Here is a 26,237-nt window from a genome sequence, read left to right as displayed (position 1 = left end):
CAATTTGGACAACTAATATTCATTATTAATGTTTAATCAATTTCAACCAAAACCGGACAATGGTCAGAATGCTTGGCTTCAGGCAAAATCACCGCTCGGGTCAATCTGTTTTTTAAGGGTTCGCCGGCCAAACAATAATCTATTCTCCAGCCTTTGTTATTGGCTCTGGCATTGGCACGATAACTCCACCAACTGTAATGATGCGGCTCTTTGTTGAAAAATCTGAACGTATCTATAAAACCACTTTTCATGAATTTGTCCAACCAAGCTCTTTCTTCGGGTAAAAATCCTGAAACGGTCTTGTTGCGAATAGGGTCATGAATATCTATGGCTTCGTGACAAATATTGTAATCGCCACAGATAATCAAATTCGGAATTTCTTTTTTCAATTGGTCCACATAATTTTGAAAATCATCCATGTACATAAACTTGTGGTCTAATCGCTCAATATTAGTTCCCGAAGGCAAATACAAACTCATCACCGAAAAATCGTCAAAATCTACCCGAAGGTTCCTGCCTTCAAAATCCATGTAATCAATTCCCGTTCCGAAAACGACATTATTGGGTTTTATTTTAGACAAAATGGCCACACCGCTATACCCTTTTTTCTGAGCCGGAAACCAATAGTGATAAGGATAACCCGAAAGTTCTACGTCGAGCAAAGGAATTTGATCTTCGGTGGCTTTTATTTCCTGCAAGCAAATAATATCGGGGTTGGCTTGTTGCAACCAATTTAAAAATCCTTTGGAAATGGCTGCGCGAATGCCGTTTACGTTATAAGAAATAATTCTCATTAAGTTTTACATTAATTTTTTAACTCCGTTCAATTCGGCATAAAGGCCTCGGGTCAAAAGTAGCTAAAAACAAAAACATTTGAAACCTAAAAAACATAATAAAAAATTAAAGTTTAACGGCTGTTTTCTGTTTTTTCTGAAGGCTATTTGAGTAGAATTACTATCTTTGTTTCTTACTCAAAAACGAACGGTATACATGGGTTTAGTTACTGCTAAAGAAGTTGCAAAAGCAATAAACGCTGATAAATATGGGGTTTTCGGAACTTTTTGCGGCTGGTTACTAATGAAAGCTTTAAAGATTTCGACCTTAAATAAAATCTACGACCGCAACAAACATTTGAGCGAAGTAGAATTCCTCAACGCAATTTTGGACGAGTTTCAAATTAAATTTGAAATCCCGGAAGACGACTTAAAACGATTACCCAAAGACGGTGCTTATATTACCATTTCCAATCATCCGCTAGGCGGAATAGACGGTATTTTACTCTTAAAGTTAATGCTTGAAAGAGAACCGAATTTCAAAATTATTGCCAACTTCCTCTTGCACCGCATCGAACCGATGAAACCTTACATCATGCCGGTGAATCCTTTTGAGAACCACAAAGACGCCAAATCGAGTGTCATTGGCATCAAGGAAACCTTGCGTCATTTAAGTGATGGAAAACCCTTGGGTATGTTTCCTGCCGGAGAAGTGTCAACCTATAAAGACGGACAATTGGTGGTAGATAAAGCCTGGGAAGAAGGCGCGATTAAAGTAATCCGAAAAGCCCAAGTTCCGGTAGTTCCGATTTATTTTCATGCCAAAAACAGTCGCTTTTTTTACTTCTTATCCAAAATTAATCCAACGCTGAGAACGGCCAAATTGCCTTCGGAATTGTTGACCCAAAAAGACCGCGTGATTAAAGTGCGTATCGGCAAACCCATTTCGGTGGCCGAACAAAACGAACACAAAACCATCGAAGAATACTCGGAATTTTTGCGTCGTAAAACTTATATGTTGGCCAATTCTTTCAACGAAGAATCCAAATTGTTGAGTTCGCAAAACCTCAACCTCAACCTGAATTTAAAAACGCCTAAGAGTCCGAAACAAATTGTAAAACCGGCCAACCACGACAAAATCTTAGAAGAAGTGGAAGTGCTGAAACAAGGCGATTACCGCTTGTTACACAGCAAAAACTATATGGTTTTCTTGGTTACTGCGGATAAGATTCCAAATATTTTGCACGAAATCGGGCGGTTGCGCGAAATTACCTTTAGAGCGGTTGGCGAAGGAACCAATGAATCCATTGACCTTGACCAATACGACAATTATTACCATCACATGTTTCTTTGGGATGATGAGCACCAACAAATTGCCGGTGCTTATCGCATGGGATTGGGTTCTGAAATATTCCCGAAATATGGTATTGAAGGATTCTATTTGCAAGATTTGTTCCGATTTGAACCGGAATTGTATGGCATGATGGAGCAATCCATAGAAATGGGAAGAGCATTTATTGTTAGTGATTACCAGCAAAAACCTATGCCTTTATTCCTGCTTTGGAAAGGAATTGTTCATACCACTTTGCGCTATCCCGAGCACAAATATTTGATTGGCGGTGTGAGTATCAGTAACCAATTTACCGAATTTTCGAAATCGTTGATGATTGAATTTATGAAGTCGCATTATTACGATCCTTATGTGGCGCAATACATCCATCCTAAAAAAGAATTCAAGGTAAAACTAAAAGATGCCGACAAAGATTTTGTCTTCAATGAAACTGAAGCTGATTTGAATAAATTTGACAAAATCATCGATGAAGTAGAACCGGGAAGCTTGAGATTACCTGTATTGATTAAAAAATACATCAAGCAAAATGCCCGTGTAGTAGCTTTTAATGTTGATCCATTGTTCAACAATGCGGTCGATGGATTAATGTACATAAGAATCGCGGACTTACCCGAAAGCACTGTAAAACCGGTAATGGAAGAATTTCAAGCCGAACTTGAACGAAAAGAAAAGAATTATAAATAAAAAAGGCAACTCATAGAGTTGCCTTTTTGGTTATTCAAACCTTATTCTTTCCTGAAAAGCTTTCCAGTCTTTTTCCGATAAAGTTGGCTTACTTTTTAGTTTCTTGTTTTTAATGTATTCCAAAATATATTTGGCGCGATCTTCGGATTCAGGGTGGTCTGAAATCCAGTACATCACTTTACTGACATTACTGTCCTGAGCCATTTGGTACATAAAATCAGCCATAGGTTTAGGGTCAATTTTAGCATTAATCATATAATTCACACTAGTGATATCGGCTTCTTTTTCCAAAGTTCTATCATAAGCTGAAGACGTTAATGTTTTTAAAATTTCTCTGGCTACCGCACCGCCTTTGGCACCAATTAAAACAGAATATCCTAACTCCTTTGAGAGTTTTTTCATCACATGATTCTTTTCAATGTGTGCAATCTCGTGACCCAAAACCCCTTGTAAAGCTTCTTGTCTTTTACAGTCTTCTATTAAACCGGTGTATACTACCAAATGTTTATTAGGCAAAGCAAAAGCATTGATTTCATCTTTCTTAATGATATGAACTTTAAGAGAATCACGTTCGATATCATTGGCTTCACACAACGGTAAAATCAAACTGTCTAATGTTTTTACAATACTGTCATTGGTGATAATCTCTTCCGTATAGGAAATCTCACTCCAAATCATATCGCCTAATTTATTTTCCAAATTAGTCGTTCTCTCTCGGACTTCGAAAAATTTCATAAAATCCAATTGGGAAAATCCAAACCAAACTGCGGCGAATCCCATGACTATAATCAATCCCTGAAAAATGGTTCTCTGTATCATTAGGGTCTACAAATTAAGTTAGTAACATTACCGAAGAACAAAAACTGCACATGTTTTCCTTTTCGGGTTTGAATGGCGGCGTAAATCGTGGAGAAAATCTCCAATAAGTTGAATAAAATTACCGTAAAAATATAAGCAAAATATTCATTGCTGGCTTTTTCATCGGAGAACAAAATGGAAACCGTCCACCAAAAACTGGCGCTGTTAATTCCTAATAAAGCCAACTGTGACAACAAAGCTTGTGTACAATGCCATCTCACAAAATAAGTGCCTTTTCTGTTGGCCAAGTAAAAGAAAAATGTTGCCAACAAATTAATAATCGGCAAAGGCAATCCGGCGATAAGTGCTACCAATGACATCAAATAACTATTGGATGACTTTTCGCATTCGTGTTCGCCCGGTTTATAAGTAAATGTGGTTTCTTGTATCATAGATTTTTATATAAATTCCAAATCCAATTGAGCAGTACTAAAAGAACTAAACCTATGGCAAGCCAAGGTTTTCTGATTATACTTTCTGTTTTTTTATAGGCTTTAAAAAAGGTTTCTTTTTTTAAAACAATATCGGTCAAAACCCAAATAGGAAAAACTGTCATGATGATAGCAACAATTATTCCAAAAGGATTGAGCAGTAATGAGTCGGTAATTTTTCCCTCAAAAAGCAATAATACAGCTCGAGTGGTACCACAAGACGGACAAGCATAACCGGTCACATTTTTAATGATACACACTCCAACTGTTTCCTGTTGTTCCTTTTGAATGGAGTAAAAAAGATAAATAAATCCCGCCAAAAAAGCTATAAGCAACAAGGAATATAACTTATTTCGGGTCATTTATTAATAGAATGTATTTTGGAATGCTTCCATGTTTTTCTCACGAGTAGCACCCATGATTAAAAACCAGTCAACAATAGCCCAAATTCCTAATCCTCCACAAGTTAAAAGTTTGGCCACACCCATTCCGGTATCCCCAATCATAAAACGGTCAATGCCTAACTGCCCACCTAAAAGCGACACAATTAAAGACGTTGTTGGCTCTTTGAATTGAAGGGTTTGTACTAAACCCCATTTAGATTCGTCAAGGCTTAATAATTTTTCCCTAACAGCGTTCAAATGATGACTTTCAAAATACTTGGCGTTCATCATCATAAACATGTCCACTTTTTGTGCTTCCATAATATTGTTTTATTGGTTATGTTAATTGTTGGGTCTAATATATAAAATTCTTATAAAAAACAAGTCTTCTCACAAAACTATTCTGAAAAAAGACCCTAACATGAGTATCGGCTTTAAATGCATTATCCTTCTTGGGCCTCACGTTTATAAAAAACAGTAACGGCCAATAAAAGCAAAATACCTTCTACTGTGAAGAAAAACATAGGGTTAAAAATTTCCTGTGCTATATAACTACAGCCCAATCCAAAAGCCAATAAGCCTATGCTCATGTACAACACTTGCAATCGGGCTACGTGTTTCCCTTCCTTGATTGGTTTGGCCAAAAAGAACAACCAAATACTGGATAACAACATCATAATCGAAGAGTATAACCAAATCATTTGCATGCCTTGTGCCGCAACGGATTGGATTTCTCCTCTTCTAATGTGTTCTAAAACGACGGGCATACCCATAAACGCATGAGGAAAAAATTGGAGGAAAGTTAAGATTCCAACAATAACCACTAAGTAATAACTAGTTTTGTTCATATAATTGAATTATTTTGTTCGCAATAGTCTGCGCCATTTTTTCATGACTTTCAAAAGTCCAACCGGCAATATGTGGCGTTAATAAAACATTTTCGGCTTGGAGCAAATATTCAAAAGCCTTAGGCTTTTCACTGTCGATAAAAAGATTTTCAAAGGATAGTTTTTCGTATTCCAACACATCCAATCCGGCCCCTAAGACTTTTCCGGATTCCAAAGCAGCTACCAAATCATCGGTCACTACATTTTTCCCGCGGGACGTATTGATAAACCAAAACGGCTTGGTAAAAGCATTGATAAAATCGGAATCAACCATTTTGTCCGTTTCCGGTGTCCATGGAATGTGCAAACTCAACACATCGGCTTGGGCTTGAAGTGCTGAAAGGGAAACTTGCTGGGCATTAGAATCGCCTACATTAGGAAGAATATCATAACACAAAACGGCCACATCAAAACCACGCAGCTTTTTAGCAAATGCTTTTCCCATATTGCCATAACCGATAATCCCAACGGTTTTGCCCTCCAACTCATAACCGCGATTGCCTTCTCGGATCCATTTGCCTTCACGGACCAATCGGTCAGCTCTGTTCAGTTTGTTCATTACCGATAAAAGCATTCCCAAAGCGTGTTCACCAACCGCATTTCTATTCCCTTCCGGTGCGGCAATGAGCTGAATTCCTTTGGCCTCGGCATAATCACAATCGATACTTTCCAATCCGGCACCTACTCGGGCGATGAATTTCAAATTCGTGGCTTTATCCAAAAAATCTTTGTCAATTTTAAATCGGCTTCGAATAACAATACCGTGATAATGTTGGATTTTGGTTTCAATTTCGGCTTTAGAGGAAGTAAAATCAGCCTCATTTTGAAAACCGGCTTGTTCCAATTGTTCCCACAACAAGGGATGATTGTTATCGATATGAAGAATTCTGATGTCTGGGTTGGGCATGATGGTAAATTGAAGAGTAAAGATAGTATTTCTTGCGAGATTTTGAAATACCTTTTATGACTGTGAAGGGCTTTTTCTACCCCGATTGTGATTATTTCTTTTTTTTAGTTCTCGATAGTTAGCAGTTAAAAATCGTCAGAAATATTTTCTCCAAGACTATGACTGTAATCATAAAATTAACAGTTGTTTAACGCCTAAATTTGTTTAAGAAATTTTAATACATCCTATCATGAAAAAATTATTTTTAACTGCTCTCGCTTTTTCACTGCTAATTGCTTGTGGTAAAAAGGAAAAAGAAAATGAAGAGTATAATCCTGCTGCGGACCCGAGTGCAACCGAGACAACCGCTACTGACGCATCTACTTATGACCCTAAAAGAGGCGAAGGTAAGTTTACAACTGTAGAACTAGGCGCTGCATTAGACCAAGCCATGGCAACCAAAGGCGAAGAAGTTTCAGGAGTAAAATGTACCTCTTGTCACAAAATGACTGATGAAAAATTAGTCGGACCGGGATGGAAAGGCGTAACCGAAAGAAGAAAACCGGAATGGATTATGAACTTCATTACCAATCCTGACCCAATGATTGACAAAGATCCTGAAGTTCAAGCGCAATTAGAGATTTGTTTGGTTCGTATGCCAAATCAAGGACTTAGCGATGATGATGCCAGACACATCTTGGAGTTCATGCGTAAAAATGACGGTGTAAAATAACCCAAAACCAGAGATTGGTTAACCGTGAAAGTGCTGACCAATCTTATTTAAAATCAATTATAATGAAAAATAAGTTTGTAAAAGCAATTTTTGCGATTGCTCTAGGGAGTGCTTTGTTCACTTCTTGTAAGCCAAAAAACTCCGGAGATGCCGTTAGCGGTGATGCTGCTCAAAAAGCCTATGTAGCTCCGGGTAAATATGATGAATTTTATAACTTCGTTTCCGGTGGTTTCAGCGGACAACTAAGTGTTTACGGTCTGCCGAGCGGAAGATTGTTCAGAGTTATTCCGGTGTTCTCTGTTGATCCTGAAAAAGGTTGGGGATACAGCGAAGAAACCAAACCCATGCTAAACACTTCCAATGGTTTTGTCCCTTGGGATGATTTACACCATACTGAAATGTCACAAACTAATGGTGAAGTCGATGGTCGTTGGGTTTTTGGAAATGCCAATAACACGCCGCGTATCGCCCGTATTGATTTGAAAACATTCAAAACCGCAGAAATTATTGAATTGCCAAACAGTGGTGGAAATCACTCTTCACCATTCATCACCGAGAACACCGAATATGTAGTAGCAGGAACCCGTTTTAGCGTACCGGCCGATTATGAAAACGGTGATGTCGCCATCAATACTTATAAAGAAAACTTTAAAGGCCACATCAGTTTTGTAAAAGTGGGCAAAGAAGGCGAAATGGACTTAGCGTTTCAAATTGTAACGCCGGGTGTGAACTTCGACCTTTCTCACGCCGGAAAAGGAAAATCACACGGTTGGTTCTTCTTCTCATGTTACAACACCGAACAAGCCAATACTTTATTAGAGGTAAATGCATCCCAACGTGATAAAGACTTTATCATGGCGGTAAACTGGAAAAAAGCCGAAGAATACATCAAAGCCGGTAAAGGTAAAAAGCAAACCGTAAAATACGCCCATAACAAATGGGATGAGAAAACCCATACTGCAACTTCTGTAATGAAAAATGAAGTATTGGTTTTAGATGCTGCAGCTTTAAAAGACATTTGCTACATGATTCCTTGTCCGAAATCACCTCACGGTTGTGACGTAGATCCAACAGGAGAGTACATTGTGGGTTCTGGCAAATTGGCCGCTTTGATTCCGGTATTCAGTTTCGATAAATTGATGGGAGCCATCAAAAACAAAAAATTTGAAGGCGAATACGGTGGCATTCCTGTAGTAAAATACGAAGCCGCTTTACATGGTGAAGTTCAAAAACCGGGCTTAGGACCATTACACACCGAATTTGACGGCAAAGGAAATGCTTATACCACGTTCTTTGTCTCTTCTGAAGTAGTCAAATGGGACATCAAAACGCTTAAAGTATTAGACAGAGTGCCAACTTACTATTCTGTAGGTCACTTGTGTATCCCTGGTGGTGACAGTAAAAAACCATTTGGTAAATACTTAATCGCTTACAACAAAATTACCAAAGACCGCTATTTACCAACCGGACCTGAGTTAGCACAATCTGCCCAAATCTATGACATCAGTGGCGATAAAATGGAGTTAATTCTTGACTTCCCAACTATAGGTGAACCTCACTATGCGCAAGCCGCACCCGCCGATTTGATTCGAAACAACGGTCAATTGAAGTTCTATAAAATTGCCGATAACAACCACCCGTTTGTAGCCAAAGGAGAAAAAGAAGCCAAAGTAGTCCGCAAAGGAAACCGAGTAGACATTTCAATGACTTCTATCCGTTCTCACTTTGCGCCTGATAATATCGAAGGTATTAAAGTAGGTGACGAAGTATATTTCCACGTAACCAACTTGGAACAAGATTGGGATGTACCACACGGATTTGCCATCAAAGGCGCCGACAACGGTGAGTTGCTAATCATGCCGGGTGAAACAGCTACCTTGAAATGGGTTCCTAAAAAAGCCGGTATTTGGCCAATGTATTGCACCGATTTCTGTAGTGCACTACACCAAGAAATGCAAGGCTATGTAAGGGTTTCTCCGGCAGGAAGCAGTGTTCCGCTCTCTTGGAGTGTGGGAACCAACTTGCCGAAGGCCACCAAATAAAATTAACCAAAGGGAACAGATTTTATTTGTTCCCTTTTTTTCTCCTACAAAATGAAAAATATAAAAATTTCAGGTTTGTCAAAAGTATTGCTGGTCATCACAGGACTCTTATTTTTCGGTGCGTTATTTGTCCCAATGTGGCAAATCCAACTCGAAGCACCTCAGTATCCCGAAGGACTCGTACTTAGATTACATGCCAATAAAATAGGCGGTGACGTGGAAATCATCAACGGATTAAATCACTACATCGGTATGGCCACATTGCACACCGAAAACTTTTTTGAATTCACCGTCTTGCCTTATGTGTTTAGTGTTTTTGCCCTAATCGCCATCTTATTAGTTTTTGTGGCCAAAAGAAAAGCAGTGCTGGCTTTCCTAATCACTTATGTGGTTTTTATCGCCTTAGCCGCAGTAGATTTCTACCGTTGGAATTATGAATACGGACACAACCTCGACCCTAATGCCGCCATCAGAGTGCCCGGCATGGCTTACCAACCGCCACTTATTGGTTACAAACAATTGCTAAACTTTGGCGCCTATTCCATTCCGGATACCGGAGGTTGGATGTTAACCGCTGCAGGAATTTTATTATTCTCAGTGGTACTAAAAGAATATAAGTTTAATAAAAATAAGTAAACATGAGAACTCTCGTTATGGCTTGTATCACAATGCTAACCTTAATCTCTTGTGGTTCCAATGAGCCAAAACCCATCAAAATAAATTCAGATTCCTGCGATTTCTGCAAGATGACGATTGCCAATGGTAAATTCGGAGCCGAATTAATCACCAAAAAAGGACGCTATTACAAGTTTGATGACTTGGCCTGCATGGTACAATTTGCCAAATCGAATACTGTTGTGCCTTACCAATCGTTCTTTGTCAATGATTACCTGAAAGACAACACGCTCATTCCGGCCGAAACCGCTCATTTTATCAAAGGCGGAAAAATCAATTCACCTATGAGAGGCAATATGGCCGCTTTCAGTTCAGCCAAAGAACAAAACGAATTTGGCCAAAAACTTGAAGCCCAACCCACAACTTGGTCCGAAGTTTACAATGCTTACAAATGAAAAATCTAGTTTATATACTCTTCTTTTTTTGCCTGATTAGTAATGCCAAAACCATTACTGTGGGTAAATCCTATCCGGTCAAAACCATCAAACAAGCTTTGGCGATGGCAACCGATGGCGATACTATTATCGTTACCAAAGGAATTTATAAAGAAGGGAATATTATCATCGATAAAAAAATTGCCTTTTTGGGCAAACAGTATCCAATACTCGACGGTCAAAACAAAGCCGAAGTGCTTTCTATTGCTGCCGACAGCGTGGTGGTAAAAGGGTTCAAAATCATCAACTCAGGCCACGCCGCTTTGGATGATCCTTGCGGAATCAAAGTGTATGACCGAAGTTTTGTCAGCATTGAAAACAATATCCTCGACAATAACTTCTTTGGCATTTACCTGCAAAACTGTAAAAACAGCTTGGTCAAAAACAATACGATTAAAGCCTACGGCAAGCAGGAACAACTCATCGGAAACGGCATTCATTGCTGGAAAAGTGAGCAACTGCAAATCATTGGCAACCGAATCTCGGGCCATCGCGACGGGATTTACTTCGAATTTGTAACCCAATCGGTGATTTGGAGAAACATTTCCAACCACAATATCCGCTACGGTTTGCATTTTATGTTCTCCAATGACGATTCTTATATCACCAATGTTTTCAAAGGAAACGGTGCCGGTGTTGCGGTAATGTTTACCAAAAACGTAAAAATGTTCAATAATTATTTTGAGGAAAACTGGGGCGATTCGGCTTATGGCTTATTGCTCAAAGAGATTGCCGACAGTTATATTTTCAACAACCGTTTTGCCCGAAATACTTCCGGCATTTATATGGAAGGCACCTCCCGAATTAAAGTCGAGAAAAACGTCTTTGAAGCCAACGGTTGGGGCATGAAAATCCAAGCCAGTTGCATGGAAAATGAAATCGTCAACAACAATTACGTTGGAAACACTTTTGACATCAGTACCAATGGAAGTTTAGTACTCAATACCTTCAACAGCAATTATTGGGACAAATATGAAGGCTATGATTTAAACAAAGACGGCATCGGCGATGTGCCTTATCATCCGCTGAGTTTGTTTGCCGTTTTGACCGAAAACAATCCGTCGGCCATGATTTTGTTCCGAAGTTTTATGATTACGCTTTTAGACAAATCAGAAAAAGTATTACCCAGTATTACGCCTGACAATTTTATAGACAATACGCCCCTAATGAAGTCGCTGCCATTATGATTGATATACAAAATATTACTAAAAAGTTCGGCAAGTTAGCCGTGCTCCAAGACATCAACCTTTCGTTTCAAAAAGGCCAATGCATTGCGCTCATCGGCCCGAATGGTTGCGGAAAAACAACCTTAATCAAATCCATTTTAGGAATGGTCTTACCCGATAGCGGTTCGATAACCGTCAACGGAAAATCAATCCTCGGTGAATATTTGTACCGAAACAATATCGGCTACATGCCGCAAATCGGACGTTACCCCGACAATATGACTATCGGTCAGATTATCGAGATGATTAAAAAAGTACGAAACAGCAACACCGCATTGGACGAAGATTTGATCCATGCTTTTGAATTGGAAAAAATGTTCGACAAACAAATGCGCACGCTTTCGGGCGGAACGACACAAAAAGTTAGCGCAGTGTTGGCATTCTTATTCAATCCTGAAGTGTTGATTTTAGACGAACCCACAGCCGGTTTAGACCCATTGGCTTCCGAAATTCTGAAAGAAAAAATCATCCGCGAAAAAGAAAAAGGAAAATTGATTCTCATCACGTCGCACCTGCTTAGCGAACTGGACGATTTGATTACCGAAATCATTTTTATGCAGGAAGGAAGAGTCCATTTCCACCAAAAAATAGAAGACTTAAAGGCATCCACCCAAGAGGCTAAAATCTCGAAAGCGATTGCCAAAATCTTAAAAAACAACCGCCATGAACCGCATCATTAAAATCATCTTACTCGACATCCTCAAAAACAAAATCGTCTTGGCTTACACCTTGATTTTGGCCGCACTCTCGTGGAGTTCTTTTGCCCTAGAAGACAATGCTGCCAAAGGTTTATTGACCATACTCAATGTCATTTTATTCACGGTGCCGTTGGTTTCCATTTTGTTTTCCACCATTTACTTGTACAACAGTTCCGAGTTTATCGAATTGCTATTGAGCCAACCCATCAAACGCCGAAAAATTTGGACGAGTTTGTTTCTGGGTTTGTCCCTTTCCATGGTGTTGGCTTTTGTTGTCGGAGCCGGAATTCCGTTGTTGGTCAATGCGCCCGACAGTGTAGGATTCATGATGATTGCCATTGGTTGTTTGATTTCGGTCATCTTTGTGGCTTTGGCGTTTTTGAGTTCGATACTCACCCGCGACAAAGCGAAAGGCATCGGGATTGCCATTATGACCTGGCTGTTTTTTGCCTTGCTTTTTGACGGCATCGTGTTGTTTCTGTTGTTCCAATTGGCCGATTATCCTATCGAAAATGCGATGGTAGGCATCACCGCTTTGAGCCCGATTGACTTAGCCCGAATTCAAATTTTGATGCACTTGGATGTATCGGCAATGATGGGTTACACCGGCGCTATTTTCAAAGACTTTTTCGGAACTTCTATCGGTTTGATCGTGTCTTTCTTATTGCTTTGTTTGTGGGCTATGGTTCCGTTTTTTATTTCGCTTAAAAAATTCAACCAAAAAGATTTGTAACATGAAAACCGATATCAGAAATAGAAAAGACATCGAAAAACTGGTCAATACTTTTTACGACAAAGTAAAAACCGACGAGGTTATTGGCTATTTGTTTACCGATATTGCTCAAGTGAATTGGGAAACTCATTTGCCTAAAATGTATAATTTTTGGGAAAACATTCTTTTCTTTACCGGAAATTATGAAGGCAATCCCATGGCAAGACACAAAGAATTGCACGAGAAAAGCCCGATGAATCCGACGCACTTTGGCCATTGGAACAAACTCTTCACTGAAACGGTGGACAAACTTTTCGAAGGTCCAAAAGCGGAAGAAATCAAAAACCGCGCACTGAACATTTCAGCCGCTATGATGTATAAAACCTTGAGCCAATGACACACCAAATTATCTTAATATTCCATTTATTGGCCGCGACCGTTTGGGTGGGCGGTCATCTCTTTTTATCCATTCGCTATTTGCCCGAAGCGTTGCAAAAGAAAGACGCGTCGATTCTAATTAATTTCAAAGACAAATTCGAACCGGTAGGTTTGCCGTCTTTACTGACTTTGCTCATAACCGGAATCTTGATGGCGTACCATTATGATGTGACATTTACCCAATGGTTTTCGTTTTCCAATGGCATTGAAAAAATTGTGTCAATCAAACTAATATTGCTTTTTATCTCCGTCGGAATGGCCATTAATGCTCAGCTCTTCGTCTTCCCCAAAGTCAAATCGGAAAATTTACGCCCGGTTGCTTTTCAAATTATAACGATTACCCTTATTGGTGTAGCGATGCTGGTTTTGGGCAGTTGGGTCAGAATTGGAGGTTTATAGTTTTCCCTTCTTTATAAAAACTTCCTTTGTTTTGGGTTCGCTTGAGTGAATAAGCCACTATCGGAATACTGACTTCTATACTGTTTTTCAGTTCCAAAAAGGCTTTGGTAACTGCATATTCCCGTTCCATTTCTCGGCAATCATTTTTCCAAACTTGCAATTGCTTTAAAGTGTTTTTCAAATCGGTGGCATTCCGAACAATCCCGGCATTTTGCTGCATGATGGATTGTAATTTTTCTTTTAAAGTCGATACCCATTCGGCAGCAATTGGATTGCCTTTCCGCTTGAAATCATATTTTACCGATTTGATTTCCGAATCCGTTTGGCTTAAAAATTTAAAAATCTGATGCGCATAAACCAACGCTTCCAACAACGAATTCGACGCCAATCGGTTCGCGCCATGCAAACCGGTTCGGGAACACTCGCCGCAAGCCAATAATCGGTTTATCGAAGTTACCCCGTTTAAATCCACCGCAATGCCACCGCACAAATAATGTTGGGTCGGAATCACCGGAATCCAATCTTGGCCGATATCAATGCCTTCTAACGCGCAATTCTGATAAATGGTGGGGAAATGCTTTTGGAATTCGATTATATTCAAATGCGTACAATCTAAATAAACACAATCATCACCCGAATTCTTCAACTCGGTTTCAATACTTCTCGAGACAATATCGCGCGAGGCCAATTCGCCTCTAACATCATAATCCAACATAAACCGATGGCCGCTCTTGGTTTTTAAATACGCGCCAAAACCACGAACTGCCTCAGAAATTAAAAAAGTAGAAGCCGAATGTGGCGCATACAAAGCCGTCGGATGAAATTGGATAAATTCCATGTCACTGATTTTGGCCTTTGCCCGAATCGCCATCGCAATACCATCGCCGGTCGCAATTTTCGGATTGGTGGTTTGTTGGTAAACCTGACCGATGCCACCGGTGGCTAAAATGGTGAAGCGCGAATGTATCGTTATGATTTCGTTGCTTTTTTCATCCAAAACAAAAACGCCGTGACAAATATTGTTTTCTGTAATCAAATCAATGGCAAAATGGAAGTCGAGGATTTCAATATTGGTTTGCTGATGGGCTTTGATCAAAATAGCGCGTTCAATTTCGCGTCCGGTTTGGTCTTTAAAATGCACCACCCGATTGTTGGAATGTCCGCCTTCTTTACCCAAATCAAGTGTTCCGTCAGCAGCCGTATCAAAATGCGTTCCCCATTGGATGAGTTCAGCCAAGCGCTTTGGTCCTTCTTTGATTACCATTTCCACCACCTCTCGGACGCACAAACCATCACCACAAAGTAAAGTGTCGTTAATGTGCTTTTCAAAATCATCCATCACGCCATCCATCACAACGGCAATGCCGCCTTGGGCATATTTGGTATTCGATTCGTCTTCGTTAGATTTGGTGACCACCAACACTTTTCGGTCAGGGAACTGTTGTGCCAATTTGATGGCGACGGTCAATCCGGCTATACCCGAACCTAAGATTAAATAATCGGTTTGCCTATTCATCATTTCGATAATTCAAGCATTCGTTGGATCGGAATAATCGCTTTGTCGGCAATCTTTTTCGGTACTTTTATTTCAGGAGATTCATGGAGCAAACAATCGTAAACTTTGCGCAGCGTATTGAGTTTCATATAAGCACATTCGCTGCAGGCACAAGTGTTGTCTTCCAGAGCCGGTGCGGGAATCAGAATTTTATCGGGTACGGCTTCTTGCATTTTGTATAAAATTCCGGCTTCGGTAGCCACGATAAATTTGGTTTTCGGACTTCGCTTTACGAAGTCAATCATCCCGGAAGTAGAACCAATATAACTCGCGGTTTCCAAAATGCGGTTCTCGGATTCAGGATGCGCTATAATGCCGGCGTCGGGATGTTCTTTGTATAATGCAATTAATTTCTCCAAAGAAAAAGCCTCGTGAACTACACAACTACCGTCCCAAAGGAGCATTTTTCTTCCTGTTTTTTGATTGATATAGTTTCCTAAATTTTTATCAGGCGCAAAGATTATCGGAATGTTTTCGGGAACAGAGTTTACTATTTTTTCTGCATTGGATGACGTACAAACAATGTGACTCAAGGCTTTGATTTCGGCTGAACAATTCACATAAGTAATCACGATATGATGGGGATGCGCGTCAATGAATTTTTTAAAAATATCCGGCGGACAAGATTCGGCCAAAGAACAACCGGCTTCCAAATCGGGCAACAAAACCTTTTTCTTCGGATTGAGTAGTTTGGCGGTTTCGGCCATAAAATGGACGCCTGCAAAAACAATAATATCAGCATTCACTTTTTTGGCTTCCTGCGACAATCCTAAACTGTCGCCCACATAATCGGCAATTTCCTGTATTTCGGGTTGCTGGTAATAATGGGCCAAAATCACGGCATTTTTCTCTTTTTTCAGTTGGAGAATCTTCTCTTTTAAACTTTCCATACGTTTTATTTAAGTGACCACAAAATAAGGACTGAAAAAGTCAATTTTCTATGACTTTAATCATATATCTGTACCCACTTATGGGCTTAATTTTGAGAAACATTAATATTTAAAATTTAATTTAAAAACATAACTATTATGAATGCATTAGAACAAATAACTGTCGGAGAATTGGTGGCAGGTGATTTCAGAACCGCTGCCGTTTTTTCAAAATATGGTATAGATTTTTGCTGCAAAGGAAACCGAACATTAGAGGAAGTTTGCGAAAAAAAAGGATTGGACAGTAACGCGATAGAAGACGAATTAATTGCTGTTTTAGAATCGAAATCAGACAGTAGCATTGATTTCAAATCTTGGCCAACCGATTTACTGATTGACTATATCGAAAAAACGCACCACCGTTATGTGGAAGAAAAATCGATAGCCTTATTGTTTTACCTCGACAAACTTTGTAAAGTACACGGACAAAGACATCCGGAACTGTTTGAAATTGCGCTTCATTTTAAAATTTGTGCCGGCGAATTGGCCCAACACATGAAAAAAGAAGAATTAATTCTGTTTCCATTCGTCAAAAAAATGTTCTACGCGCTGAGAGATAACACCAACATCGAACAACCGCATTTCGGAACCGTAGACAATCCGATTGCCATGATGCAGGACGAACACGAAAATGAAGGCGAACGCTTCCGCAAAATTGCCCAGTTGACTAATGATTACAACCCACCGGCAGATGCTTGTGAAACTTACAAAGTCACCTTTGCAATGCTGAAAGAATTCGAACAGGACTTACACAAACACATCCACTTGGAAAACAATATCGTGTTTCCAAAAGCGAAAGCCATGGAAGCCAAATTCAACCTTTTATAATCAATGCTAACCTAACCTAAAAACCACGCTCATCATGGAAAAATATGTCATCAAAAGAAACGGAGATTATAAACCTTTTGAACCTTTTAAGATAAAGGATGCGATAGTCAAGAGCTTTACCAGCGTTTCGCTTCCGTATGATGAGCGTGTTTTTGAAAAAGTAATCGCTGCGATTGCTGCTAAAGATACTTGGGCGGTCGAAGAAATTCAGGATATCATTGAGCAAACGCTTTTTGAAAACCAATATTTCACCGTCATGCGTTCGTTTATGTTGTATAGGCATACGCGAAAACTACAACGCGAACACATTCAAGGGTTAAATGACGACACGACTTATGTAGACAGCACCCAAACCATCGAAGAATACATTTCCCAAACCGATTGGCGCATCAATGCCAATGCCAATACTTCCTATTCCAATGCGGGTTTAGTCAACAATGTGGCCGGAAAAATCATTGCCAATTATTGGTTGGATAAAGTCTATTCTAAAGAAGAAGGTTACGCCCACCGCAACGGCGACATTCATATCCACGATTTGGATTGTTTAACCGGCTATTGTGCGGGTTGGAGTTTAAGGGTGTTGCTCAATGACGGTTTCAACGGCGTTCGTGGGCGTGTGGAAAGCAAAGCACCATCGCATTTCCGAGAAGCTTTGGGACAAATGGCCAACTTCCTCGGAATTTTGCAAAGCGAATGGGCCGGCGCGCAGGCATTTAGCTCGTTTGACACGTATTTAGCACCCTATGTTTTCAAAGACAATTTGTCTTTTGACGAGGTGCTCAAAGCGGTTCGCAGTTTTGTTTACAACTTAAATGTTCCCGCGCGTTGGGGACAATCGCCTTTTACCAATATTACCTTAGACTGGGTAGTGCCTTCCGATTTAAAGGAACAAATTCCGACCAAGAATGACCACCATTTATTTGGAACCATATCCGATGAAAACATTTTGGCACGCGCCAAAGAACGTGGCGTAGATTCCTTGATTGAAATGCGCTACGAACATTTCCAACCCGAAATGAACCTCATCAACAAAGCCTATTATACCGTGATGACTGAAGGTGATGCCAATGGGCAACCGTTTACCTTCCCAATTCCGACTGTAAACATCACCGAAGATTTTGATTGGGATGGCGAAAACACCGAACTGCTGTTTGAAAACACCGCTAAGATTGGCTCGTCATATTTCCAGAATTTTATCGGAAGCCAATATCTTTTAGATGAAAACGGGAATAAAATCGAAAACCCTAATGCTTACAAACCCAATGCTGTTCGCAGCATGTGTTGCCGTTTGCAACTCGATTTAAGAGAATTGTTAAAACGCGGCAACGGTTTATTCGGGAGCGCAGAAATGACCGGAAGCATTGGCGTGGTCACCATCAACATGGCGCGTTTGGGCTATCTTTACGAAGGCAATAAAGAAGAGTTGTTCCATCAACTAGACCGATTGATGGAACTGTCAAAATCAACTTTAGAGAAGAAACGAAAGTTTATCCAAGAGATGTATGACCGCGGTTTGTATCCTTATACCAAAAGATATTTACCGCATTTCAGAAATCACTTTTCGACCATTGGAGTTAATGGCATGAATGAAATGGTGCGCAATTTTACTGAAGACAAGGAAGACATTACGACGCGTTTCGGACATGAATTTTCTATCGAAATTTTGGAATACATCCGCAACCGCATGAAAGAATTTCAGGAAGCCACCGGAAATCTCTACAACCTCGAAGCCACTCCGGCCGAAGGCACGACCTATCGCTTTGCTAAAGAAGACAAAAAGCGTTACCCGAACATTCTGCAAGCCGGCATGGAAGAGAACATTTATTACACCAACAGCTCGCAAATCCCGGTTGATTTTACCCAAGACCCGTTTGAAGCACTCTTAATGCAAGACGAATTGCAATGTAAATACACCGGCGGAACCGTACTGCATTTATACATGAATGAAAGAATCAGCACACCTGTTGCCTGTAAAAACTTTGTCAAAACCGTCTTGTCCAAATTCAAATTGCCCTATATCACTGTAACACCTGTCTTTAGTGTTTGTCCGGTTCACGGTTACCTCAACGGCGAACACGAGTACTGTCCGAAATGTGACGATGCCTTATTAGAAAAACTAAACCAAAACACCTATGAAAACCAAGACCAATGAGCTGTTGGAACAACACCAACAATCCAGAACAAAATGCCTCGTATACACCAGAGTAATGGGGTACCATCGACCGGTGGAAAGCTTTAACATCGGAAAAAAAGGCGAACACAAGCAGCGGCTGCATTTTAAAGAATGTCCAAATGGTTAAATCAGTCAGCAATATAACCCCGTTTACCCTATTGGACTATCCGGACAAATCTGCTTGTATCCTGTGGTATGCCGGATGCAATATGCGGTGTTTATATTGCTATAATCCTGAGATTGTTTTCGGGAAAGGCAAATTTACCTTTTCCGAAATGATCTCTTTTTTGGAAACCCGTAGAGGTTTGCTGGATGCGGTAGTCTTTAGCGGTGGTGAATGCTTAATTCACAAAGACATTATAGAACAAATACGCTTGGTAAAAGCCATGGGATTTTTAGTAAAAGTAGACACCAACGGTTCTAAACCCGACGTTTTACAATCGCTCATAGAACAAAAGTTGCTAGATTATGTAGCGCTGGATTTTAAATCTACCCGAGAATCTTTCCTGTCAATTACCCAAACGGATTTGTATGACCAATTTGAGCAATCCGTACAGTTGCTCTTCAAAACGAATATTCCTTTTGAAATTCGCACCACTTACCATTCTGAACTGCTGGCCAAAGAGGAAGTTAAAGACATGATTGATTACCTAAAATTCAATGAATATACCGGAACCTATTACATCCAACATTTCAAAAACAATGTAGAAACCATCGGAAAATTGCCCAATTCACACACCCGTTTAGAGAACCATTTGCCGGTCAATACAGCTATAAAAATTGTGCTCCGGTAAATCATACGGCTTCCAAAACAGGCAAAGTAATCCCGTTGACTTCTGACTTGTAAAACTGTAACTGTTGCTCAATAACCGTTTTTTCGTTGCTGAAAAAATCGGTGTTGACAAACAAATCCGAGTAATACTCAATTCCCGAAAGCAAATTGCTTTTAAAAGCATTCCATTTTTTAAGTTGTGCTGTCGTAAAATCATCGGTAAACTGGTCCAATTCATTTTTCAAATAATCAACATACATTTTCAACTCATTGACAAACATATTCGGTCGCTTCAAATCAGGCATTACATTGGCGTTGCCGTAAATGTGTTTCACCATATCGGCCAAAGAAATGACGCGGTCAAAATACGCCAAATTCGGTCCGGGACAAATCACCACACCTTGCTGTTGCCCTTTGACTTCGAGATTGTTTTCCATGTAAGAAGCATTGGCCAAACCGACGCACAGACACGATTTTTCAAATATCTTGTGCTGTTTTTTCTGAATTTCTAATTCAGTTAATCGGTCTTTTTGCGCTTCTAATTCAGCCAATTTAATATCCTGGTATTTTTTAGAAGCAGTACACATGCCTTGCGGATCGTATTCTTTGCTTAGTGCTAATAGTTTTTTCGGACATGAACTTCCGGCTTTGTTTTCGTCAATGCGCTTTTGTTTCCAAAGATCATTACTCATCCCTTTTACGGAATTAAACGGAACTCCCAGCGGCGATATGTCACTCAGGTAAAAATCTTTTTCTTGGGCTTTCGCCAAAAGCGTTCTGGTTTCTTCATCTACCGATGTCGCTTCGGGAACCAATAAAAAGGGCGAACCCCAGCCTACAGCATTCATTTCAAAATGAGTCAACAAAAACTCGTGTTCTTCAGCTGTTCCTACGCCACCTTGAGCCGTGATTTTTAAGTCGAAGGGCTGTGCCGGAACAGGAAGATTTTTAGCGACCAAAGCCTTGACCATCAACTCATGAGCGGATTGGATTAATTGTGCTTTCTTGGTTTTGAATTCTTCCAAAATCGGTCCCATTAAAAAACCATCGGTAGCAAACGCATGTCCGCCGCAATTCAACCCCGATTCGATACGGTATTCCGAAACCCAAAGCCCTTTTTTGGCCAAGAAATTCCCTTGAATCATCGCCGAACGAAAGTCGCTTACTTTCAATATTATTTTCTTTGGTAATTGTCCGTGAGCATCAGGATAAAACACCGGAAACTGCTCAAAATAGCTGTACAATCTCGGATTCATGCCCGCCGAAAGAACCACTGAAGAGGTCAAATCGCTCTCGGCAAAACCGCGCAAAGAAGCATGAGCATCGTTAAATTCAACCGGCAATTGCTCGTTTTTATCAAAATTATCCTTATCCACTTTGGTCATGATATTCACATCTATCTCACCGGGCGAAAAGTGTTCGGCCAAGTAATTCTTCACCGATTCTTTTATCAACAACCCTTCATCGATGAACTTTTGCAGTCCCTTTTTCAATTCGGATTTATTGGGCAATAAGGCAATGTAGTTTTCCAAAGCGGTTTTGTTTTCCGCCAACTCGTTTTTAAAACTTTCAAACTTATCTTTGACGATTTTATCCACCATATTCAAATAGTGCTTGATGCGTTCCGCCCGATAATCATGGCATTTTTGAGTAATTTCCTGGTAAGGCAAGCTAAATTTTTTACTGTAAAAAGCACGCATCTTTTCTATCAGTTCATCATCGGTGATGGAGATTACAGAGGAAATTCCGTATTGTGCTACGCGAATCGGGCTATCAATGGTATAAGCCAAACCCATTACGGGTATGTGGAAAGTATGGATATTTTTCGTAGTAGTCATGTGGTAACGTTTTAAATAAGGGGCGAATTTTGCAAAATCATTCCGGATAAAGTATGATATATGTCATCTCGGCAATGAAACGAGTTGTTTTTTAATGTTTTTCAGCAGTTCAAAGACAATCAGATACAATCCTGCCAAAATTCCCAAACCGAAAAGCACAAAAAGCACATAAAACCAATGCATTCCCTCTTGAAATTGGGCAAAGGAAAGTACTTGATTAAAATGGGTCCAATACGCTTTTTTAACCCCCATCAACAATAAACTAATCCAGAAAAGCAAAAACGAAATATGGAAAATGAAAATCCCTCTTTGCATTCTTTTTACTGCAACCAAACCGTTATTGGATTCCAAAATATAAGTGACCGAAGACAACAATATCAAAGTATTGATACCAATCGTAGTTCCCATGGAATGCGCCACTGTAATATGCGTGCCATGCGTGAATAAATTAATGGCCGGTATAGAAATCACCAGGGCTAAAATAATGTTTAAAAACACCCAGAAATCAGCCAAAAGCATGAATTGATATGCCAAAGGAAATGCCGTTTTTGTTTCCTTCCCCAAATTTTTTTTCCAGTCGTAAACAATTGAAAACAATATAATCCATTCGGTCATGCTGATGCCGTAAGCGAAATAGCGAATCCATGGCGCTGTAGGAACAATATAAACGTGATGCGCCCAGCCAAACATCAAGTTGGTCAATCCTAAAAAGTAAAAGAAAAACGCCTTCCCTGATTTAGCATAGCGGTCATCATTCCCTATTTTAGTCATAATATAGATTGCCGTACCATAAACCAGCATATTCCAAGAACCTACATACGAACCGCCGGCTTTCCATTGCAGGGCCACATTTTGCACAAAATGTTCTTTAAAATAAGGCAGCAACCACAAATGGGCTTCGGTGAAATGGTAAACCATCAAGACGATGCCTGTTGCCCACATCCAGTAGTAAACCGGCCAACTCTTGAAAGAAACCGCTAAATTTTTGAAGTAGGTAATACCGAATAAAATCCAGCCCAACACAATCGGGAAATAGAAATAGCTTGGGAATTCGAGGTATTCTTTTCCGGCAAAATTTTGAAACAAATAAGATGCTGCAATGCCGAATCCGGTAAGGATAAACAACCAAAAGTGACTCTTGATCAGCTTTTGATTGAGTGCTTTTTCGGGATTATTTTGGCCCAAATAATAATAAGCACCTCCAATGGCCGTGAGCAAAACCCATGAAACCACAAACAAAGTATGCAATGGTCGAAGTGCGTTGAACGGTAGCGTTTCTTTGATAAATTCGGGAATGACATATTGGAAACCGGCGAGCAATCCGCACAGCAAACCCAACAGCAAAGAAAGCAATCCGGCAGCAATAAAGTAAAAAGGATAACGGGTATTATTCATGCGTTTTATTTTGGTTTTCAATTTTGACCCAGCCGTCAGCTTCAATTTGAGCTTTGGTATTCGGATACTGTCCCGTTTGGTCTATTTCGATTAAAAATTGCAGCAATTCTTCTTTTTCTGTTTCATTAAAATCAAATTGCGGCATGGCTTTGATACCACTGTTGAACATTGATTTCAAAAACTTATCATCCCGCTTTCTAAAGGAATAGACATTGGTCAAATCGGGACCGAGATAACCGCCCAAGCCGTAAATTTGGTGACAGGAATGGCAATTGTTTTCCAGCCAAAGTTTCTCGCCCTGAACTGCTTTTCCCGACAATCGAACCGCACCATAAGCCGAGGTATCGGTATAAATAATGTAATTGTAACTTGAAAACAAAGCCAGCAACAGCAGTAATAAGAATAGGTATTTTCTCGGTGGAGTCATAGCCGAAAGACATTGAATTGGTAGTGCAAAGAGAAGCAAACAAAAAGCGATTGCTTATGATTTTAATCACAAAAAAGGCGTGAATGACAACTTTCACGCCTTTTCCCTTTCAAAAAAGAAAAACAAGATTTGAATTAATAATTATCCTATTTTGGAAGTAAGACGTCTCCAATCACGTGAATAATCCCGTTGGAAGTTTCGATAGAAGCGACTATTTCAGAACCGTTGACAAAGGTTTTTTCGCCTTGCTTGGTAATTTTCACTTTACCACCATACACCATGTCAAACTCTTGTCCGTCTTGCATGTATTCAACTTTCAAAGTGCCTACATAAGTGTGGTAGCCTAAAACGTTTTGCAAATCGGCTTTTTTCTCGGGTTTTAACAAACCGTCAACCGTTCCGGCCGGTAATTTATCAAAAGCAGCATTGGTTGGTGCAAAAACGGTAAATGGTCCGGCATTACTTAAAGAAGTAACCAATTCGGCCGCTTTAACAGCCGCTACTAAGGTTGTGTGGTCTTTACTTCCCGAAGCCACCTGAACGATATTAGGATTAGACGTTTCATCTTTTACACCTTCTTGTCCCACATTTTGGGCCGGTGCGCTTTCGGTAGATTCTGTTGGGGTTTCACTGCTTTGTTTGCAACCTACAGCAGCAAAAAAGCAAGCTAAGAGCAAAATTTTAATGGAATTTTTCATAATAATAAATACTTGGTTTATACACACAAAGTACCTAACTATGAAACAGTTATTTTATGATTGAACTCATAAAACTGCGGGAATTTTAACTTTTTTTATCGAATAAAAAGCAGTGATAGCAATCCCCGAAACCATCAAGGCTGCAATCACAAAAAGCGATTCGTTGACCCAAGGAATTAAAGTATAACTAAACGAAGCAATGCCTTGAACAGCCAATACCAACTCGTTTAAAAAAACACCCACAGAAAAAAGGGTAATTCCGAATTTAATGGATTTACGGATAAAGAAGAAATGATTGACATAAATATAAAACAACAAAAACAAACTGATAACAGCCAATAACACCAAATGCAAATAGGCTATCACTATAGGTCGGAAACCAAAAGCCAACTGACTGAGCGTCGGGACAGTCGAACCCAATTGCAACAACAATTTCACACTAAAAGCCAAAGCCACAAACACAATAATGTAACGCAGAAAGAACGGATAGTTTTCAAAAACGGTTTTTTTAGTTTTGATGACACCAAGCAAAAACGGAAACCAAGCGAACACTTGAAGGAAAGCAGCCAATACGGTTAGAATATAAATCCACAACGGCAAATCCAACCACAGCGTCGATAAAAAATATGCCGGAATACAAGCGATAAAAAACAGCCAAAATACTCTGGTATACAAAGGCGAATCGGTGGTTTTTAAATCGAGAAAATACACCAACAATCCCATACAGGCAAAGAAAAACCAACCGTTATATTGAAAATGCAAATAGTAATAAATAGACGCCAAATATTCATTTTGATGGAGGTTTTGGGTCGCCATCATATACGCCAAAGCAAAAGTGCCCAAAGAAGAAATCACATTGAAAAAAATCGCGCCTTTAAACCAAGGAATCGAAAACGAAGTAGCGTCAACCAGCTTCAAATCTTTCCAATACCGGTATCCAAAAACATAAGATACCACTATAGAAGCGGTAGAAAATGCTATCGAAAAAGCGCCATAACCCTGAACAATAAAGAAAACCAACATCCCATAGGCACAAATTAAATTGGCCAATAGAATCTTATTATACTTTGTCCACCTTATCCCTTTTCCCTCTTCCCTTTTCCCTTTCTTCTCCAAAAACCCCACCATCAACACCATCAACGTATGGCTGATCCAACCGGCAAATGCAAAATGAGAATGGGAATGCTGTAAGTTCTTTTGGTTCAAAAAAGGAAATTCAAAACCTATTTTATACCGCATCAAAAGCCCTAATAATGCTACAATCAACAAATTGAATAGGGAAAATTTCAACCAGAACTTGGCGTTAAAGGTCATTAGTAATATATTTTATGATTGATAATGTCGACTTTCTTAGCTTTCGCCATTTTAGACAAAGCCCGGATAACCGTCTCCACTCTCAAACCGGTGAAATTGGCAATCTCCTGACGCGTAAAAGGCACTTGCTCTTTTTCAGCCGAATTTTTACCTTTCTTGTTGGCATTCAAAAAAGCCAATATCCTAAACTCAGGCTTTTGGTTGATGATGTCTTTGGACGTCATCGACTTCGAATGAATGCGCCGTGACATCAAGTTTAAAAACTGTTTCTGAATAGACGGATATTCATCCAAAATTTTCAAAAACTTTTCCTTCGACAATTTAACCACCACGCTGTCCTGAAAAGCCACTGCGGTAGAAGGATACATTTCATTTATAAACAAAGGAGGCTCCCCAAAACTCTGCCCCGCCAAAAAGTACCCTTGGGTAAACTCTTTGCCTTCGTCATTGGAATTGTACATTCGAACACTGCCTTCAATAATTTGGAAATAAAAATTAGCCATTTCATCCTCACAAAAAATCATTTCGCCTTTTTTATATTCCTTAGCTATAGCGCCCCAAGTAAAGAGTAAATCTAAGTCTATTTGCATGTTTGATTTTGAGTATTTTAAACAGAAAACTGTCTTTGTGAGTTATAATACTCGCTTTGGGTTACAAAATTAGTTTTTATAAAAGTAGTCAAAATATGACTATAGTCA

At 39.7% G+C, this 26,237-nt stretch carries 29 protein-coding genes; 14 read left to right on the top strand and 15 right to left on the bottom strand.

Going from position 1 to position 26,237, the window contains the following annotated elements; translation table 11 throughout:
- Positions 1–32: 32 nt before the first annotated feature.
- The gene (locus HA632_RS09040) at positions 33–794 is read right to left on the bottom strand and encodes an exodeoxyribonuclease III (RefSeq protein WP_176306854.1); all 762 of its coding nucleotides are present in this window, start codon (positions 792–794) and stop codon (positions 33–35) included.
- 196 nt (positions 795–990) lie between these two features.
- Between HA632_RS09040 and HA632_RS09035 the strand changes: the two genes are divergently transcribed.
- Entirely contained in the window at positions 991–2,808 is a 1,818-nt protein-coding gene (locus tag HA632_RS09035; RefSeq protein ID WP_176306853.1) for a lysophospholipid acyltransferase family protein, read from the top strand.
- A gap of 30 nt (positions 2,809–2,838) precedes the next feature.
- Here the strand turns inward: HA632_RS09035 and HA632_RS09030 are convergent, their stop codons facing one another.
- From HA632_RS09030 to HA632_RS09005, 6 genes are all read right to left on the bottom strand, one after another.
- Complete coding sequence (locus HA632_RS09030; RefSeq protein WP_176306852.1) at positions 2,839–3,627, bottom strand: M48 family metallopeptidase; 789 nt, start codon at positions 3,625–3,627, stop codon at positions 2,839–2,841.
- A complete protein-coding gene (locus tag HA632_RS09025) occupies positions 3,627–4,058 on the bottom strand; it encodes a DUF4870 domain-containing protein (protein WP_176306851.1) in 432 nt (143 codons plus the stop codon). Before HA632_RS09025 ends, HA632_RS09030 begins: the two co-directional genes overlap by 1 nt.
- On the bottom strand, positions 4,055–4,459 hold the full coding sequence (locus tag HA632_RS09020) for a DUF2752 domain-containing protein (protein WP_176306850.1): 405 nt from the start codon (positions 4,457–4,459) through the stop codon (positions 4,055–4,057). The genes HA632_RS09025 and HA632_RS09020 overlap by 4 nt, the downstream gene beginning before the upstream one ends.
- 3 nt (positions 4,460–4,462) lie before the next feature.
- Complete coding sequence (locus HA632_RS09015) at positions 4,463–4,801, bottom strand: TM2 domain-containing protein (protein WP_121312368.1); 339 nt, start codon at positions 4,799–4,801, stop codon at positions 4,463–4,465.
- Positions 4,802–4,923: 122 nt separating this feature from the next.
- Positions 4,924–5,328, bottom strand: coding sequence for a hypothetical protein (locus HA632_RS09010; protein WP_176306849.1), 405 nt, complete (start codon positions 5,326–5,328; stop codon positions 4,924–4,926).
- Positions 5,315–6,274 (bottom strand): 2-hydroxyacid dehydrogenase, encoded by a 960-nt coding sequence (locus HA632_RS09005; protein ID WP_176306848.1) that lies wholly within the window; start codon positions 6,272–6,274, stop codon positions 5,315–5,317. The genes HA632_RS09010 and HA632_RS09005 overlap by 14 nt, the downstream gene beginning before the upstream one ends.
- A 229-nt stretch (positions 6,275–6,503) precedes the next feature.
- Here HA632_RS09005 and HA632_RS09000 point away from each other — a divergent pair, with 229 nt between their 5' ends.
- The 9 genes from HA632_RS09000 to HA632_RS08960 all read left to right on the top strand — a co-directional run bounded on the left by HA632_RS09000 (position 6,504) and on the right by HA632_RS08960 (position 13,610).
- Entirely contained in the window at positions 6,504–6,986 is a 483-nt protein-coding gene (locus HA632_RS09000; protein WP_176306847.1) for a c-type cytochrome, read from the top strand.
- Between the two features lie 62 nt (positions 6,987–7,048).
- Positions 7,049–9,028, top strand: coding sequence for a Sec-dependent nitrous-oxide reductase (gene nosZ, locus HA632_RS08995; protein ID WP_176306846.1), 1,980 nt, complete (start codon positions 7,049–7,051; stop codon positions 9,026–9,028).
- Between the two features lie 51 nt (positions 9,029–9,079).
- Complete coding sequence (locus HA632_RS08990; protein WP_176306845.1) at positions 9,080–9,664, top strand: hypothetical protein; 585 nt, start codon at positions 9,080–9,082, stop codon at positions 9,662–9,664.
- Positions 9,665–9,666: 2 nt separating this feature from the next.
- Complete coding sequence (locus HA632_RS08985; protein ID WP_176306844.1) at positions 9,667–10,098, top strand: nitrous oxide reductase accessory protein NosL; 432 nt, start codon at positions 9,667–9,669, stop codon at positions 10,096–10,098.
- Positions 10,095–11,324, top strand: a complete 1,230-nt coding sequence (locus HA632_RS08980; RefSeq protein ID WP_176306843.1) for a nitrous oxide reductase family maturation protein NosD — start codon at positions 10,095–10,097, stop codon at positions 11,322–11,324. Before HA632_RS08985 ends, HA632_RS08980 begins: the two co-directional genes overlap by 4 nt.
- A complete protein-coding gene (locus HA632_RS08975) occupies positions 11,321–12,043 on the top strand; it encodes an ABC transporter ATP-binding protein (protein WP_171221105.1) in 723 nt (240 codons plus the stop codon). Before HA632_RS08980 ends, HA632_RS08975 begins: the two co-directional genes overlap by 4 nt.
- Positions 12,027–12,794: an ABC transporter permease subunit gene (locus HA632_RS08970; RefSeq protein WP_176306842.1), complete on the top strand. Its 768-nt coding sequence runs from the start codon at positions 12,027–12,029 to the stop codon at positions 12,792–12,794. Before HA632_RS08975 ends, HA632_RS08970 begins: the two co-directional genes overlap by 17 nt.
- Position 12,795: 1 nt before the next feature.
- On the top strand, positions 12,796–13,170 hold the full coding sequence (locus HA632_RS08965; protein ID WP_176306841.1) for a group III truncated hemoglobin: 375 nt from the start codon (positions 12,796–12,798) through the stop codon (positions 13,168–13,170).
- The gene (locus tag HA632_RS08960) at positions 13,167–13,610 is read left to right on the top strand and encodes a copper resistance protein CopD (RefSeq protein ID WP_171221108.1); all 444 of its coding nucleotides are present in this window, start codon (positions 13,167–13,169) and stop codon (positions 13,608–13,610) included. The genes HA632_RS08965 and HA632_RS08960 overlap by 4 nt, the downstream gene beginning before the upstream one ends.
- On the opposite strand, the gene nadB is transcribed toward HA632_RS08960, so the two are convergent.
- Positions 13,591–15,129 carry an L-aspartate oxidase gene (nadB, locus tag HA632_RS08955; protein ID WP_217902842.1) on the bottom strand — a complete coding sequence of 513 codons (1,539 nt, stop codon included), beginning with the start codon at positions 15,127–15,129 and terminating at the stop codon, positions 13,591–13,593. The two genes, HA632_RS08960 and nadB, sit on opposite strands and share 20 nt — an antisense overlap.
- Complete coding sequence (gene nadA / locus HA632_RS08950) at positions 15,126–16,055, bottom strand: quinolinate synthase NadA (protein ID WP_176306840.1); 930 nt, start codon at positions 16,053–16,055, stop codon at positions 15,126–15,128. Before nadA ends, nadB begins: the two co-directional genes overlap by 4 nt.
- A 138-nt stretch (positions 16,056–16,193) precedes the next feature.
- Here nadA and ric point away from each other — a divergent pair, with 138 nt between their 5' ends.
- Genes ric through HA632_RS08930 form a run of 4 tightly spaced genes read left to right on the top strand, consistent with a single transcriptional unit; the run spans position 16,194 to position 19,889 of the window.
- On the top strand, positions 16,194–16,922 hold the full coding sequence (gene ric, locus HA632_RS08945) for an iron-sulfur cluster repair di-iron protein (protein WP_176306839.1): 729 nt from the start codon (positions 16,194–16,196) through the stop codon (positions 16,920–16,922).
- Positions 16,923–16,956: 34 nt separating this feature from the next.
- Entirely contained in the window at positions 16,957–19,074 is a 2,118-nt protein-coding gene (locus HA632_RS08940) for a ribonucleoside triphosphate reductase (protein WP_176306838.1), read from the top strand.
- The gene (gene nrdD, locus HA632_RS08935) at positions 19,055–19,222 is read left to right on the top strand and encodes an anaerobic ribonucleoside-triphosphate reductase (RefSeq protein WP_171221112.1); all 168 of its coding nucleotides are present in this window, start codon (positions 19,055–19,057) and stop codon (positions 19,220–19,222) included. The genes HA632_RS08940 and nrdD overlap by 20 nt, the downstream gene beginning before the upstream one ends.
- On the top strand, positions 19,215–19,889 hold the full coding sequence (locus HA632_RS08930; RefSeq protein WP_176306837.1) for an anaerobic ribonucleoside-triphosphate reductase activating protein: 675 nt from the start codon (positions 19,215–19,217) through the stop codon (positions 19,887–19,889). The genes nrdD and HA632_RS08930 overlap by 8 nt, the downstream gene beginning before the upstream one ends.
- A gap of 1 nt (position 19,890) precedes the next feature.
- Here the strand turns inward: HA632_RS08930 and HA632_RS08925 are convergent, their stop codons facing one another.
- From HA632_RS08925 to HA632_RS08900, 6 genes are all read right to left on the bottom strand, one after another.
- Positions 19,891–21,705, bottom strand: coding sequence for a hypothetical protein (locus HA632_RS08925; protein ID WP_176306836.1), 1,815 nt, complete (start codon positions 21,703–21,705; stop codon positions 19,891–19,893).
- Positions 21,706–21,768: 63 nt separating this feature from the next.
- Entirely contained in the window at positions 21,769–23,121 is a 1,353-nt protein-coding gene (locus HA632_RS08920) for a cbb3-type cytochrome c oxidase subunit I (RefSeq protein WP_176306835.1), read from the bottom strand.
- Complete coding sequence (locus tag HA632_RS08915) at positions 23,093–23,527, bottom strand: cytochrome c (protein WP_176306834.1); 435 nt, start codon at positions 23,525–23,527, stop codon at positions 23,093–23,095. Before HA632_RS08915 ends, HA632_RS08920 begins: the two co-directional genes overlap by 29 nt.
- A gap of 146 nt (positions 23,528–23,673) precedes the next feature.
- Positions 23,674–24,225: a fasciclin domain-containing protein gene (locus HA632_RS08910; protein WP_171221117.1), complete on the bottom strand. Its 552-nt coding sequence runs from the start codon at positions 24,223–24,225 to the stop codon at positions 23,674–23,676.
- Between the two features lie 66 nt (positions 24,226–24,291).
- Positions 24,292–25,539 carry a hypothetical protein gene (locus HA632_RS08905; protein WP_176306833.1) on the bottom strand — a complete coding sequence of 416 codons (1,248 nt, stop codon included), beginning with the start codon at positions 25,537–25,539 and terminating at the stop codon, positions 24,292–24,294.
- Positions 25,539–26,129: a Crp/Fnr family transcriptional regulator gene (locus tag HA632_RS08900; protein WP_176306832.1), complete on the bottom strand. Its 591-nt coding sequence runs from the start codon at positions 26,127–26,129 to the stop codon at positions 25,539–25,541. The genes HA632_RS08905 and HA632_RS08900 overlap by 1 nt, the downstream gene beginning before the upstream one ends.
- Between the last annotated feature and the right edge of the window lie 108 nt (positions 26,130–26,237).

It is taken from the genome of Flavobacterium sp. J49 (assembly GCF_011742145.1).
Classification (GTDB): Bacteria; Bacteroidota; Bacteroidia; order Flavobacteriales; family Flavobacteriaceae; genus Flavobacterium.
The sequence above is the reverse complement of the archived record's forward strand: the minus strand, read 5'-3'. Positions and strand labels throughout refer to the sequence as shown.